Origin of the sequence: Rhodococcus sp. OAS809 (assembly GCF_040546695.1) — a bacterium.
GTDB lineage: Bacteria > Actinomycetota > Actinomycetes > Mycobacteriales > Mycobacteriaceae > Rhodococcus_F > Rhodococcus_F qingshengii.
Map to the genome: position 1 here is coordinate 4,128,677 of NZ_JBEPOI010000002.1, position 14,991 is coordinate 4,143,667.

The 14,991-nt window shown below is 61.1% G+C and carries 7 protein-coding genes; 6 read left to right on the forward strand and 1 reads right to left on the reverse strand.

Translation table 11 applies throughout. The features are described from left to right. Window positions 1-290 precede the first annotated feature (290 nt). Window positions 291-8,813 (forward strand): DUF7927 domain-containing protein, encoded by an 8,523-nt coding sequence (locus ABIE52_RS22275; RefSeq protein WP_192712607.1) that lies wholly within the window; start codon window positions 291-293, stop codon window positions 8,811-8,813. Between the two features lie 79 nt (window positions 8,814-8,892). Here ABIE52_RS22275 and ABIE52_RS22280 read toward each other — a convergent pair whose 3' ends face one another. Further along, window positions 8,893-10,974 carry a PhoX family protein gene (locus tag ABIE52_RS22280; protein ID WP_058039323.1) on the reverse strand — a complete coding sequence of 694 codons (2,082 nt, stop codon included), beginning with the start codon at window positions 10,972-10,974 and terminating at the stop codon, window positions 8,893-8,895. 234 nt (window positions 10,975-11,208) lie between these two features. Between ABIE52_RS22280 and ABIE52_RS22285 the strand changes: the two genes are divergently transcribed. Genes ABIE52_RS22285 through ABIE52_RS22305 form a run of 5 tightly spaced genes read left to right on the forward strand, consistent with a single transcriptional unit; the run spans window position 11,209 to window position 14,943 of the window. Beyond that, entirely contained in the window at window positions 11,209-11,445 is a 237-nt protein-coding gene (locus ABIE52_RS22285) for a hypothetical protein (protein ID WP_223304396.1), read from the forward strand. Then, a complete protein-coding gene (locus ABIE52_RS22290; RefSeq protein WP_003945975.1) occupies window positions 11,442-12,380 on the forward strand; it encodes an ABC transporter ATP-binding protein in 939 nt (312 codons plus the stop codon). The genes ABIE52_RS22285 and ABIE52_RS22290 overlap by 4 nt, the downstream gene beginning before the upstream one ends. Further along, complete coding sequence (locus ABIE52_RS22295) at window positions 12,377-13,168, forward strand: ABC transporter permease (protein ID WP_003946064.1); 792 nt, start codon at window positions 12,377-12,379, stop codon at window positions 13,166-13,168. Before ABIE52_RS22290 ends, ABIE52_RS22295 begins: the two co-directional genes overlap by 4 nt. Window positions 13,169-13,189: 21 nt before the next feature. Further along, on the forward strand, window positions 13,190-14,332 hold the full coding sequence (locus tag ABIE52_RS22300) for a sensor histidine kinase (RefSeq protein WP_192712608.1): 1,143 nt from the start codon (window positions 13,190-13,192) through the stop codon (window positions 14,330-14,332). Continuing rightward, window positions 14,329-14,943, forward strand: coding sequence for a response regulator transcription factor (locus ABIE52_RS22305; protein WP_003946002.1), 615 nt, complete (start codon window positions 14,329-14,331; stop codon window positions 14,941-14,943). Before ABIE52_RS22300 ends, ABIE52_RS22305 begins: the two co-directional genes overlap by 4 nt. The last annotated feature ends 48 nt before the right edge of the window (window positions 14,944-14,991 follow it).

Genomic DNA, 14,991 nt, shown 5'->3' on the forward strand with positions numbered 1-14,991 from the left:
CGATGGGCAAGCTCCCGGTTATCTGTTATCTTGTTCCTGATAACTGGAAGGTTGCTCTCGATTTGCGCGGATTTCGAGGGCCAAGGTCCTGTTCAGGGCGGCTCTTCCAACACGCAGGTGTTTCCGAAGAGGAGCTCGAATGACAGGACCGGCAACAGCGTCCGGTGTGAGGTCGATCAGCCGAAAACAGGCGCATCGACCCGAACCAACCGATCAACCGGGAGTTCGCGCCAGCGCTCTCGCATCTCCGTCCATCGAACATCGATCAGGCACATCCTGGGGAGTAAGAAATGCCTAACGACATACCGCCGACAAGGTCGGCCATATTCACCGCAGGGCTCCCGCCCTGGGTGCGAGCGTGGACGGTGGTATGGACCGCCATCGCGATGATTCTCGGTATCTCCGGCGCGACGGCAGTGGTTGCGTCAGCGCAGCCGGCCGCGACGCTCGGCGGCCCCGTTCAGGCTCAGGCGCCGGCTCGCGCCGCTGTTCTTCCGGATGAACAGCCTGCAAAAGGCTGCGCATTCAGCGCCCCCGGCACCGGTCCGTTCTCGCAGAACATCTGCTGGATCGATATGTCGACGCTCGATGCGGCAACGGCTGCTTCTGCGGCAGGGCAGTCGATGGAAATCCAGCTCACCGACGGTTACAAGATCAACTTCAAGGCTTTCCTCACCGACTCGGTAGCGGGAAAGACACACCAGGGGATCGAAACCAGGGAACTTCCCACCCTGCACTACGCAGCTCTTGGCTCGTCTGCGTACACGGGTGTGCCGTCGACGATCAAGCCTGCGATCTATCAGAAGTCCGCTGACAATGGTCAATCCGGCGGAACGGTGTCGCTGAAGAACATCGTGATGACCGGGCCGAACGGCCCGATTTACAACTACGGCCTCGTCGCTGCTGACGCCGAGTCGACTGACGCCAACACGTCGACCGACAAAGAGTTCCTGACCTTCAATTCTGACAAGCCTCTCCGCCAGATCGCACGCACGGTTGGTGCGGATGCGCCCGGCTACCCCGGAATTCGGGCTTGTGACGGTGGGCTGACGGCTATGCCCGCCACCACCGTCCGATGCGATTCGTGGAACCTGGTCAACAACAAGGAGTATTCGCCAGGCACTTTGGTTTTGGCATCGACCGCTCCGACCAACTTCGCGGCGACGTTCGGAAATACTGTTCTGGACACCTCTCGTCAGGGTCTGGCGTTCGGTGTTTTGCTGTCGAAGGTCAAGATCGACAAGGACCTCACGCGCGTCACCCCCGGTGACGATTTCACTATCGGCATGAGCACCGGACACCACGCTGATGCAGGCGCCGCTGCAGCAACCGAGATCAAGAGCACCACGACCGGTGCGACTGATACGACGGCATCGACTGGCTGGCGGACGCTCCTCGCAGATACCACGCCCACCCCTGTCACATTCTGGGAGAAGCCAACTACCTCGGCGACCAAGACCGCGAACTATGCGACATCGTGGGATTGCCAGGTAAACGGCGTGACCCAGGCCCTCAGGGTCGGTGACGTTGCGCAGGCAGCACTTACACCGGGTGACAACGTGTATTGCAAGGTCAAGAACACCCCGGTTCTCGTGAAGAAGTCGTCGTCACCACCTACCGGTGAGACGGTCAATATCGGCCAATCAATCACCTACACTCTGAATTTCGAGAATCCGGGCACTGCGCCGGCAACGATCGACTACACGGACTACCTCGCCGACGTCATTGATGACGGAACAGTTGCGGTCGGTGCTGCAACCGGCGGACTCACCGCCGCATTGAACGGCGCCGACAAGATCAAGGTCGGCGGCACCTTGCCGGCCGGCGGCAAGGGGACAGTCACATACACCGTCACTGTCAAAGACGGCGGCAACAAAGTTCTGAACAACTATCTGGTTCCGGGGACTACAACTCCCCCCACAACATGTGATCCTGCAACCAATCTCTGCACGACGCATCCCATGCCTGGTTTCACGCTGACCAAGACGGCTGATCCGGTTTCCGGTTCGACGGTTCAGGCCGGCGACACCATTACGTACACCGTCACCGGTGCCAACACCGGCAGGACGGCCCTGACTCCCGCGACGATCACCGATGATCTGAGTGCGGTTCTCAACAATGCTGCTGTCGTTCCGGGCTCGCTGAAGGCGACCATCGACGGTGCTCCCGTTGCTGCTCCGACTCTGTCGGGCAGCACTTTGTCGTGGTCCGCGAATCTCCCGGCCGGTAAGTCTGTTGTTCTGACATACCAGGTGAAGGTCAATGCCGGGGTTGTCGCGGGAACGGTTCTGAACAACAAAGTCACCGGTACAGCGAAGCCGCCGACCGGTCCGGACATCACTCCTCCTCCGGTGGAAACGAATCACTCGGTTCCAGGTTTTACGCTGGCGAAGACTGCCGATCCGATCTCCGGTTCGACGGTTCAGGCTGGCGAGTCGATCAAGTACACCGTCACCGGCACCAACACCGGCAAGACGAAGCTTGATCCGGTACAGATCAATGACGATCTGGGTGCGGTCCTCAATAATGCTGCTGTCGTTCCTGGTTCGCTGAAGGCGACCATTGACGGAGCTTCCGTGGCTGTTCCGACTTTGTCGGGTACGACGCTGTCGTGGACTGGCGTTCTCGAAGCCGGCAAGTCGGTTGTCCTGACCTACGAGGTGAAGGTCAACGACGGTGTCGCTGCGGGTACGGTCTTGAACAACAAGGTCACGGGTACTGCGAAGCCGCCGACCGGTCCGGATATCACTCCGCCGCCGGTTGAGACGAATCACTCGGTTCCCGGTTTCACTGTCGCGAAGACTGCGGATCCTGCGTCGGGTACCGGCGTCAATGCTGGTCAGACGATCACGTATACGGTGACCGGTACGAACACCGGTAAGACGACGCTCAATCCTGTTGTGTTGACTGATGATTTATCGAAGGTTCTCGACAACGCGACGTTGGTGGACGGTTCGCTGAAGGCGACTGTTGACGGTGTCGACGGTGCTGCTCCGACCCTGTCGGGTACGACGCTCACCTGGACCGGTGGATTGGAAGCCGGTAAGTCGGTTGTCCTGACCTACCAGGTGAAGATCAATGCCGGTGTTGCCGGTGGCACGTTGATCAACAACAAGGTCACCGGTACTGCGAAGCCGCCGACGGGTCCGGAGATCACTCCTCCGCCGGTGACGACGGAGCATCCGGTGGTCTCTCCGAAGATTGCTGTGGTGAAGTCTTCTGATCCGGTGTCGGGTTCGAATGTTGTTGCCGGTCAGGACATCAAGTACACGCTTTCGTTCTCGAACACCGGTAACGGTGCGGGTGAGGTCGCGTACTTCGATGATTTGCGTCAGGTTGTGGACAAGGGTGCATTGAGTGGTTTGGCTGCTGATGCTCCGTTGGTTGCGACGATGGTCGGCAGTGATGGTTTCTCGGTGACGGGGACCTTGGCGGCCGGCGAGACGAAGACGGTGACGTATTCGGTGAAGGTCAATGCCGATGTGGTCGGTGGGGTGTTCGTGAACAACTTCGTTGTTCCGGGGACGACTCCGCCGGTTGATCCTCCGGAGGTGTGTGATCCGGCGACGCAGCTGTGCACGACGCATCCGGTTCAGGTTCCGGGGTTCACGGTCGCGAAGGCTGCCGATCCTGCGTCGGGTACCAATGTCGCTGCGGGTCAGACGATCACGTACACCGTGACCGGTTCCAATACGGGTAACACGACTCTTGATCCGGTGGTGTTGACCGATGATCTGTCGAAGGTTCTCGACAACGCGACGTTGGTGGACGGTTCGCTCAAGGCGACTGTCGACGGTGTCGACGGTGCTGCTCCGACCCTGTCGGGCACCACGCTCTCGTGGACTGGTGCATTGGAAGCCGGTAAGTCGGTTGTTCTGACCTATCAGGTCAAGGTCAATGCCGGTGTTGCCGGTGGCACGTTGATCAACAACAAGGTCACCGGTACTGCGAAGCCGCCGACGGGTCCGGAGATCACTCCTCCGCCCGTGACGACCGAACACCCGGTGAAGGTTCCGGGGTTCACGGTCGCGAAGGCTGCGGATCCAGTGTCGGGTACCAATGTTGCTGCGGGTCAGACGATCACGTACACCGTGACCGGTTCCAACACGGGTAACACGACCCTTGATCCGGTGGTGTTGACCGATGATCTGTCGAAGGTTCTCGACAACGCGACGTTGGTGGACGGTTCGCTCAAGGCGACTGTCGACGGTGTCGACGCGACTGCTCCGACCCTCTCGGGTACGACGCTCTCGTGGACTGGAGTTCTCGAGGCCGGTAAGTCGGTTGTTCTGACCTACCAGGTCAAGGTCAATGCCGGTGTTGCCGGTGGCACGTTGATCAACAACAAGGTCACCGGTACTGCGAAGCCGCCGACGGGTCCGGAGATCACTCCTCCGCCCGTGACGACGGAGCATCCGGTTCTGTCTCCGAAGATTGCTGTGGTGAAGTCTTCTGATCCGGTGTCGGGTTCGAATGTTGTTGCCGGTCAGGACATCAAGTACACGCTTACGTTCTCGAACACCGGTAACGGTGCGGGTGAGGTGGCGTACTTCGATGATTTGCGTCAGGTTGTGGACAAGGGTGCATTGAGTGGTTTGGCTGCTGATGCTCCGTTGGTTGCGACGATGGTCGGCACGGATGGTTTCTCGGTGACGGGGACCTTGGCGGCCGGCGAAACGAAGACGGTGACGTATTCGGTGAAGGTCAATGCCGATGTGGTCGGTGGGGTGTTCGTGAACAACTTCGTTGTTCCGGGGACGACTCCGCCGGTTGATCCTCCGGAGGTGTGTGATCCGGCGACGCAGCTGTGCACGACGCATCCGGTTCAGGTTCCGGGGTTCACGGTCGCGAAGGCTGCCGATCCTGCGTCGGGTACCAATGTCGCTGCGGGTCAGACGATCACATACACCGTGACCGGTTCCAACACGGGTAACACGACCCTTGATCCGGTGGTGTTGACCGATGATCTGTCGAAGGTTCTCGACAACGCGACGTTGGTGGACGGTTCGCTCAAGGCGACTGTCGACGGTGTCGACGCGACTGCTCCGACCCTCTCGGGTACGACGCTCTCGTGGACTGGTGTGCTCGAGGCCGGTAAGTCGGTTGTTCTGACCTATCAGGTCAAGGTCAACGACGGTGTTGCCGGCGGGGTTCTGATCAACAACAAGGTCACCGGTACTGCGAAGCCGCCGACGGGTCCGGAGATCACTCCTCCGCCCGTGACGACCGAGCATCCGGTTCTGTCTCCGAAGATTGCTGTGGTGAAGTCTTCTGATCCGGTGTCGGGTTCGAATGTTGTTGCCGGTCAGGACATCAAGTACACGCTTACGTTCTCGAACACCGGTAACGGTGCGGGTGAGGTCGCGCACTTCGATGATCTGCGTGGTCTGCTCGATGATGCTGATCTGGTTGCGGGCAGCTTGAGTGCTGATGCTCCGTTGACTGCTGCGATGGTCGGCACGGATGGTTTCTCGGTGACGGGAACCCTTGCGGCCGGTGAGAGCAAGACGGTGACGTACACCGTCACGGTCAAGGCTGATGCCGATCGCGTTGCGGCGAATGCCGACAACACGGTGCTCAACTTCGTTGTTCCGGGGACGACTCCGCCGGTTGATCCTCCGGAGGTGTGTGATCCGGCGACGCAGCTGTGCACGACGCATCCGGTTCAGGTTCCGGGGTTCACGGTCGCGAAGGCTGCCGATCCTGCGTCGGGTACCAATGTCGCTGCGGGTCAGACGATCACATACACCGTGACCGGTTCCAACACGGGTAACACGACTCTTGATCCGGTGGTGTTGACCGATGATCTGTCGAAGGTTCTCGACAACGCGACGTTGGTGGACGGTTCGCTCAAGGCGACTGTCGACGGTGCTGCTGCCGCTGCCCCGACGCTGTCGGGCACCACGCTCTCGTGGACTGGTGTGCTCGAGGCCGGTAAGTCGGTTGTTCTGACCTATCAGGTCAAGGTCAACGACGGTGTTGCCGGCGGGGTTCTGATCAACAACAAGGTCACCGGTACTGCGAAGCCGCCGACGGGTCCGGAGATCACTCCTCCGCCCGTGACGACCGAACACCCGGTGGTGTCTCCGAAGATCGCTGTGGTGAAGTCTTCTGATCCGGTGTCGGGTTCGAATGTTGTTGCCGGTCAGGACATCAAGTACACGCTTACGTTCTCGAACACCGGTAACGGTGCGGGTGAGGTCGCGCACTTCGATGATCTGCGTGGTCTGCTCGATGATGCTGATCTGGTTGCGGGCAGCTTGAGTGCTGATGCTCCGTTGACTGCTGCGATGGTCGGCACGGATGGTTTCTCGGTGACGGGAACCCTTGCGGCCGGTGAGAGCAAGACGGTGACGTACACCGTCACGGTCAAGGCTGATGCGGATCGCGTTGCGGCGAATGCCGACAACACGGTGCTCAACTTCGTTGTTCCGGGTACGACTCCGCCGGTTGATCCTCCGGAGGTGTGTGATCCGGCGACGCAACTGTGCACGACGCATCCGGTGGTCTCTCCGAAGATTGCTGTGGTGAAGTCTTCTGATCCGGTGTCGGGTTCGAATGTTGTTGCCGGTCAGGACATCAAGTACACGCTTTCGTTCTCGAACACCGGTAACGGTGCGGGTGAGGTGGCGTACTTCGATGATTTGCGTCAGGTTGTGGACAAGGGTGCATTGAGTGGTTTGACTGCTGATGCTCCGTTGGTTGCGACGATGGTCGGCACGGATGGTTTCTCGGTGACGGGAACCTTGGCGGCCGGCGAAACGAAGTCGGTGACGTATTCGGTGAAGGTCAATGCCGATGTGGTCGGTGGGGTGTTCGTGAACAACTTCGTTGTTCCGGGTACGACTCCGCCGGTTGATCCTCCGGAGGTGTGTGATCCGGCGACGCAACTGTGCACGACGCATCCGGTGAAGGTTCCGGGGTTCACGGTCGCGAAGGCTGCGGATCCGGTGTCGGGTACCAATGTTGCTGCGGGTCAGACGATCACGTATACGGTGACCGGTTCCAACACGGGTAACACGACTCTTGATCCGGTGGTGTTGACCGATGATCTGTCGAAGGTTCTCGACAACGCGACGTTGGTGGACGGTTCGCTCAAGGCAACTGTCGACAGTGTCGACGGTGCTGCTCCGACCCTGTCGGGGACGACGCTCTCGTGGACTGGTGTGCTCGAGGCCGGTAAGTCGGTTGTTCTGACCTATCAGGTGAAGATCAACGACGGTGTTGCCGGCGGGGTTCTGATCAACAACAAGGTCACTGGTACTGCGAAGCCGCCGACGGGTCCGGAGATCACTCCTCCGCCGGTGACGACCGAGCATCCGGTGAAGGTTCCGGGGTTCACGGTCGCGAAGGCTGCGGATCCGGTGTCGGGTACCAATGTTGCTGCGGGTCAGACGATCACGTATACGGTGACGGGTGCGAATACGGGTAACACGACTCTTGATCCGGTGGTGTTGACCGATGATCTGTCGAAGGTTCTCGACAACGCGACGTTGGTGGACGGTTCGCTCAAGGCGACTGTCGACGGTGTCGACGGGACTGCTCCGACCCTGTCGGGCACCACGCTCACCTGGACCGGCGTGCTCGAGGCCGGTAAGTCGGTTGTCCTGACCTACCAGGTGAAGATCAACGACGGTGTCGCCGGTGGCACGTTGATCAACAACAAGGTCACCGGTACTGCGAAGCCGCCGACGGGTCCGGAGATCACTCCTCCGCCCGTGACTACCGAACACCCGGTGGATGGCACACCCGCGATCGAGGTACTGAAGTCCTCTGTTCCGTCCACCACGAACCGTGTGGTTGGCGGCCAGGAGATCACGTACACGCTCACGTTCAAGAATGTGGGCACCGCGGATGGTGAGATCAGTTTCTACGACGATCTGACCGATGTTCTCGACGATGCAGTAATGACGAAGGATCCGGCTACCACTTCCACGCTGGTTGTTTCGGGTGTCGTCGACAACGTCTTCACGGTCACCGGCAAGCTGGCCAAGGGTGAGAGCGCGACCGTGACGTACACCGTCAAGGTCAATCCTGAGATCGGAACGTTGTCAGGTCCCGGATTCACTCCGGGTGTCCTGAACAACTACCTGGTGGTTGGTGGCGAGAACCCGCCAGTGGACTGTGTCCCGGGCGACGCTCTCTGCACCGAACACCCGATAGACCCGCCGGAGACCACCACTACGGTGCCGCCGACGACCACCACGACGCCGCCGGTCACGACGGAGCCCTGTGTTCCTCCAACGACGACCACGCGGATGGTTCCGACGACAACGGTTGCGACGACGACGGCTAGCGCGACCACTGCCGGTGACGCTGATGTGACCGGTACGGAGGAATCCACCACCACGGAGGAGACCACCACAGAGGAGACCACGACAGAAGAAGTTGTCGCGGAAGAGATTGTGGATCCGTGTGGCGTGACGACAACGACGCCGCCGACGACAACGCCGCCGGTCACAACAGTTCCGCCGACCACGACGGTTCCGAACACGACGGTGCCGGTTACACCGACGATCATCATTCCCCCGATCGTCGTTGTGCCTCCGATCGTCGTACCGCCGACGGTTCCGGGTCAGCCGGTTCCGAGCACGGTTCCGGGACAGCCGAAGCCGCCGACAGCAAACCCGGGTCAGCCGGGTCAGCCGAAGCCGTCTGCTCCTCAGGGCGGGACGATCAACTCGGGTGGTGGCGCTGGTGAGAGTGGCGTGAACACCGGGTTGCTCGCAGCAGGTGGATTGGTTCTGCTGCTGGCGCTGGGAACGGGTGTTGTTCTCCTGACGCGTAAGCGTCGCGAGGACGGTGACAACTGATTCTCTTGAGAATCTGAGGTAAACGACGTGGGGCAGATCGCAGAGTATGCGATCTGCCCCACAGTCGTTTTCGTGTGTGTTACGAGCCGAGCCGAGATCCGTCCTTCTTCCAGGCTGCAACTACCGACGGGCGAGGCTGGGCGGAACCACCGTCGGGCCAATGGGATGCGGGGCTTTCGATGCTGGCGTCGTCGGTCTCGCCGGGGTGCTGGACGCAGACGATGACGCGCTTCTCGTCCACGATGGGGCCGCAGGTTTCGGCGCCGACGGGAACGGTGAGGAACTGCTTTGTCTCACCGCGGTTTTCGCCTTCGAGGACAACGCTGAACAGCCCGTCGTTGGACTTGAGTGCGTTGCCGTCGGTGGAGATCCACAGATTGCCGTGCGGGTCGAAGGCAAGGTTGTCCGGGCATGAGATGGGGCTGACCTTGCTCTTGTCGAACCCGCCGAAGTAAGTATCGGCTGTGGCCGGATCTCCGCAGACGAGAAGAAGATTCCAGCCGAAGGTGGTGCCGGCGTGGTCGTCGGTGATTTCGAGGACCTGGCCGTTCTTGTTGTTGTTCCTCGGGTTCGCCTCGTCGGCCGCGGCGCCACCGTCGACTCCGCGCTTGGTGTTGTTGGTCAGTGCGACGTAAACCTTGCCGCTCTTCGGGTTTGCCTCGAAGTCCTCGGGGCGATCCATCTTCGTTGCCCCGACCTTGTCACCGGCCTGGCGGGTGAAGACGGCGACCTCTTCGGCGCTCATACCGTCTACCAGCGATTCGCCCTTGCCGTCTTCGCCGGTGCGCAGGATGGCTACCCACTCGCCGGTTCCGTCGAACTTGCCGTCCGACGGAAGTTTGCCGCTGCCGTCGATCTCGCCGGCGGAGTTTCCGCTGAGCTTTGCGACGTACAGTGTTCCGGCGTCGAGCAGAGTCATGTTGTGGCGCATGGCTGCTTGACTCTTGCCGTCCTGCATCTTTCGGCTGGAGACGAACTTGTACATGTAGTCGAAGCGCTCGTCGTCGCCGCTGTAGGCGACGACGGTGCCGTCCGCCGTGATGTAAATGGTGGCGGCTTCGTGCTTGAAACGTCCGAGCGCTGTGTGCTTGATCGGAGTCGACGACGGATCCCAGGGATCGATCTCGACGACGTATCCGAATCGGTTGACCTCGTTGGGTTCTGCGACCAGATCGAACCGCTTGTCGAAGCGTTCCCACTTGCGCTCGGAAGCGGCGCCGGCAAGACCGTAGCGCTTCAGTCGCGCTGCGACCGTGGGATCGGTGACACCCTCGGCGTTCGCGAAGTACTGGTTGAAGTTCTCTTCGCCGGAAAGCACTGTGCCCCAGGGGGTGACGCCGCCGGCGCAATTGTTGAGGGTGCCGAGCACTTTGGTTCCCGTGGGATCGGCACTCGTCTTGAGGAAGTCGCTACCTGCAGCGGGGCCGGTCACGACAAATTCCGTGGTTCCGGTGATGCGGCGGTTGTTCGATCCGATCTCCGGTACGAGCTTGCCGTTGTCGGATTCGCCCTTGACCTGGACGACCGACAGTCCGTGGCTGGCGAGGCCGATCTTGAACTGCTCCTCGGTCGGGTTCTCCGCATCGTAGCCGCGGAACATCGCCGGCTCGGTGGAGTATTCGTGATTGACCACGAGTAGGTAGGTGTTGGGCTGCCCGTCGACCGGGAGCAATCCGGCGAAGTCGTTGTTGAATCCGAACTGCAGTTCCTGCGCTGCCGCAGTCTGCTTGTCGAAGTCGAAAGCCGGGGCGCCGGCGAGAACGGCGTCACCCCAGCGAATCACGACGGCTTGATCGTATCCGTCAGGGACGGTGACCTTGTCTTCCTTGTTGGGCGCGACGGCGCCGAAGTTCGTCCCCGCTGGTGTTGATCCGCTGCTGCTGCCGCTCGTCGATCCGGTTCCCGGTTCGGCACTTGCGGATTCGTCCGAACAGGCAACGAGGGCGCTGCCCGCTCCCACCGCGAGCACTGCCATGCCGCTGCCCCGGAGCAAGCCGCGACGACTCAGCGCTGTGCGTGCGATGTCGCGGAAGTACTCGCCGCCCGAGGTGTTGGGGACCTCGTGAGAGCACGCGTTTCCGCACTTGTACTGGCAGGTGATCGACGCGCGTGCAGACACGCCGTCGTGTTTGACGAACAAGGCCAAAGGCTTGATAGCCACCGTGAACTCCCGAGATTCGATGTACGGACTTCGGGAACCGTAGAAGCTCGAAGCAAGGGTAAAGGAACGTAAAAATGAACGGCAAAACAACGAGGTGACCCTTACCCGCGGTTTACGACGCGTCCCCGCGGGGACGTCGCATGACATTTGTCATCGCTGATCCGTGACGGTGTCACCGCAGGTGATGACGCTGTGCACTGTTTTCGGCTCTGACTTCCCGCGAAGCTTGGATGCATGAGAGAACCACATGAGGGAAGCCTCCTGACGGACCTGATGGACATCGGACCCGCACCCACGATGGGCCGCGAACTTGTAGTGATCGTGGTGAACATCGCGATCGTCGGAGTGGTGTTCGCGATCATCGGCTCCAATCCGGTGTTCTGGATCCTTGTTGCCGCTCTCGCTGTCTATGCGGGTATTCGATTCGCGATCGGACTGCGCGGCTGGAACCGAGCGGAGGCGCAGCGATGAAGGGCGATCCCGTGATCGACGTAGTCGGAATGTCGCGGCGTTACGGCTCCGGTAAGGAGGCGTTCGATGCTGTTCGCAATCTGGATCTGAGTGTTCAGGAAGGCGAGCTGTTCGGCCTCCTCGGAACCAATGGTGCCGGCAAGACATCCACCCTCGAAGTGATTCAGGGTCTTTCACGAGCCAGTGCCGGAACGGTGCGCGTTCTGGGCATGGATCCGGTGCGCAACCGCAAGCAGATTCGCCCGTCGCTTGGCATCATGCTCCAGAAGGGTGGCTTGCCCCAAGACCTGACTGCTCGTGAGAGTTTGGCGATGTGGGCCGGAACCTGCTCGAATCCGCTGCCCGTGGACGAGGTGCTCGAGCGCGTGGACATGCGTGATCGTGGTGATACCCGCGTGAAGTTCCTCTCGGGAGGTGAGGCCCGGCGACTGGATCTGGCGTGCGCGATCATCGGCCGGCCACTCGTACTGTTCCTCGACGAACCGACTACTGGATTGGACCCCGAAAGTCGGCGTAACACTTGGCAATTGATTGCTGACTTGAAAGCGTCGGGCGTCACCATCATGTTGACGACGCACTACCTCGACGAAGCCGAGTCCTTGTGTGACCAATTGGCGATCATGCACCGTGGATCGGTGGTGCGCAGCGGAACCGTGGCGGACGTCGTTGCGGATCATCCCGCTCAGATCAAACTGCACCGTCCCGGTCTTCCGCTCCCGGCCCTGGCCGGCGCCGAGGTACGCGTCGAAAACGATCTGGTGGTGATCACCACTCGCACAGTGCAGGAGACGCTGACGGAACTGCTGCTGTGGGCACAGCACAACAACATCCTGCTGACCGGCCTGGATGCCCGCGCGGCATCCCTGGAGACCGTATTCCTCTCCATTGCAGACCAATTCGATCATCACGCAACTCTCGAAGGAGCGTCGGCATGAACCGCATAGCAACCCTGTCTCGTTCGGAGTTCACGCTCCTGGGACGAAATCGACTGTTGCTCTTCAACGCAATCGTCCTCCCGTTGATCTTTCCCGTGGGGATGCTGTACCTGTCGCGCGATGGCGGGTTGTCCGACAAGTCGGTGTCGGCAGGCCTCGAGGTGTTTGCACTCTTCCTGCTCGTGTTCGTGGTCTTCTACAACCTCCTGTCGGTGTACGCGACGCGTCGTGACGAGTTGGTTCTCAAGCGACTACGGACAGGGGAATGCAGCGACGCCGAGATCCTCGCGGGCCCGGCAGTGCCGTCGTGGGTTCTCACCGGCCTGTTGACGGTGGTGATCGGAATCGCCGTGATGGTTCTGGGCGGTAGTGCTCCGGTCAATCCGGTGCTGGTGCTGGTCGCGGTGATCGGCGGCGCCGCGCTCTTCACGGCGCTGGCGTTGATCACTTCGGCTGTCACGCGAAATGCAGAGGCGGCGCAGATCACCTGCATGCCGATTCTGATTCTGGCGACGGCAGGTATGTCCTCGATCAGGAATGTCGTGCCGGACAACGTTGCTCGCATTCTCGATTTCACTCCGCTGGCCGCAGTAGTGGACCTTCTCAATCTCGGATGGCTGGGGCGGACCACTGGCGAACTGGCTGATCTGGGCGATGCGCCCGGTGCGGCAGCCGGATTTGTCGACACCTTCGGTTCGGCTGCGCAACCGCTGTTGGTCATGCTGGCGTGGATCGTCGGTTCGGTTCTGATCGCGAACGTCCACTTCCGCTGGGAACCGCGTTCGTAGAACTCTGAGAAGGTAGTGGGCATGATCGCGCAGAACTTCGGACGCTGGAATCCGAGACGGACGTGGCGAACCGCGTCGAACGTCGACAAGGTTCGCCTCTACACGCGGCAATCGTTCATCATGGTCGCAGTGGTTTTCGGTGGCTTCGGTGCGGTCACCGAGGTCGTTGCGGATCGGTACCTGTCGGGTGTCTTCCTCGGAATCAGTGCCGTTGCGTGCGTCATCGCCGTGTCTCGGATGCCTGATCTGGGCGGAGTCGTGGCCAAGCCCGTCCAGATTCCTCTTGCCGTGATGACATTGTCGGCGTTCTGCTCGGCGGGAATTGCCTTGGGAAGCAATGGCGAGAACGGCCCGTACTTCTGGCTGGCTGCAATCCTTGTCGTGCCCCTTGCGGGGTTGACGTCGTTGCGCTGGCTGATCGTGGGCTCGGTGGCCGCCGGGGTTGTACTGGGACTGCTTGCGGGTCCGGAAAGCGGCGTGTCCGTCGGAATCGTCGCCGCCTTCATGGGGCTGACCGTCTACATGTCGGTGTGGCTGCTGCGGATGGTCACCGAATTGGACGAGGCACGCGGAGCCGCTGCCGCTCTGTCCGTCGCCGAGGAACGGTTGCGATTTTCACGCGATCTCCATGACGTCGTCGGGCGGGCACTGTCTGCAATTGCGGTGAAAAGTGAACTTGCAGCTACTCTTTCACGACGCGGCGACGATCGTGCCGCCGCGCAGATGGACGAAGTACGCGAACTTGCGCAAGATTCACTCGACGAAGCGCGCGAGTTGGTTCGGGGATACCGGTCCATCGCCTTGGCGTCCGAGCTGGCCGGTGCGCAGTCTCTGCTCGAGGCCGCCGGAATCTCCACTGCGATACGTGGATCGGCAGATCAGCTGCCGGTGGAACTGGCCGAAGCTGCCGCCTGGGTCGTCCGTGAAGGCGTCACCAACATTCTCCGGCACTCCAGTGCCGAGAATTGCAGCATCGAAGTGTTCGCGGACGGCGTCGTGATCGCCAACGACGGCGCACGGATCGCAGAGCCGAACAACGGAACCGGCCTGAACGGATTGCGCGAGCGCGTCGGCGCCGTCGGAGGAACTGTCGAAACCGTGCAGGACGAAGATCGCTTCACCCTCACCGCCCACTTTCCGTCCCGAACGAAGGAGTCTCGGTGACCGAGCCGATCAAGGTACTGCTGGCCGACGACGAGAACCTGATCCGCTCGGCTCTGGCCATGATGTTGTCGCTCGAGGACGACATCGTTGTCGTCGCGGAAGCCGAATCCGGCGAGGATGCCGTGGTCGCTGCTGCAAAACATCAACCTGACGTAGCCGTGCTCGACCTTCAAATGGCAGGTATCGACGGCATCGAGACGGCGCAACAGATTGCGCAGACGGTCTCGGGGTGCGTCTCGATCATCGTGACGAGCCACGGGCGTCCCGGGTATCTGAAGAAGGCACTGTCAGCAGGCGTCCGAGGATTTCTGCCGAAGACGACGCCTGCGGCGACGCTCGCCGAGGTGGTCCGCAGCGTCCACGCGGGCGGGCGGTACGTCGATCCGTCGTTGGCTGCCGAGGCAATCGGCGCCGGCGACTCACCGCTTACTCCGCGCGAAGCGGACGTACTCGAGTACGCGGCCGACGGAGCATCCATCGAGCAGATCGCTTCCCGGGCACACCTCTCGGCAGGAACCACCCGGAACTATTTGTCGTCAGCTGTCACCAAACTCGGTGCTGCCAACCGGCACGAAGCAGCGGTGATCGCCCGCCGGCAGGGGTGGATTTAGGGCCTCCGGCCCCGTGCGCCTTTCTGGTTGCGGGCACTACCAAAAAGG

Coding starts and splice junctions, on each gene's coding strand:
- ABIE52_RS22275 (WP_192712607.1), top strand. CDS start 291: ATGCCTAACGACATACCGCCGACAAGGTCGGCCATATTCACCGCAGGG.
- ABIE52_RS22295 (WP_003946064.1), top strand. CDS start 12,377: ATGAACCGCATAGCAACCCTGTCTCGTTCGGAGTTCACGCTCCTGGGA.
- ABIE52_RS22285 (WP_223304396.1), top strand. CDS start 11,209: ATGAGAGAACCACATGAGGGAAGCCTCCTGACGGACCTGATGGACATC.
- ABIE52_RS22300 (WP_192712608.1), top strand. CDS start 13,190: ATGATCGCGCAGAACTTCGGACGCTGGAATCCGAGACGGACGTGGCGA.
- ABIE52_RS22290 (WP_003945975.1), top strand. CDS start 11,442: ATGAAGGGCGATCCCGTGATCGACGTAGTCGGAATGTCGCGGCGTTAC.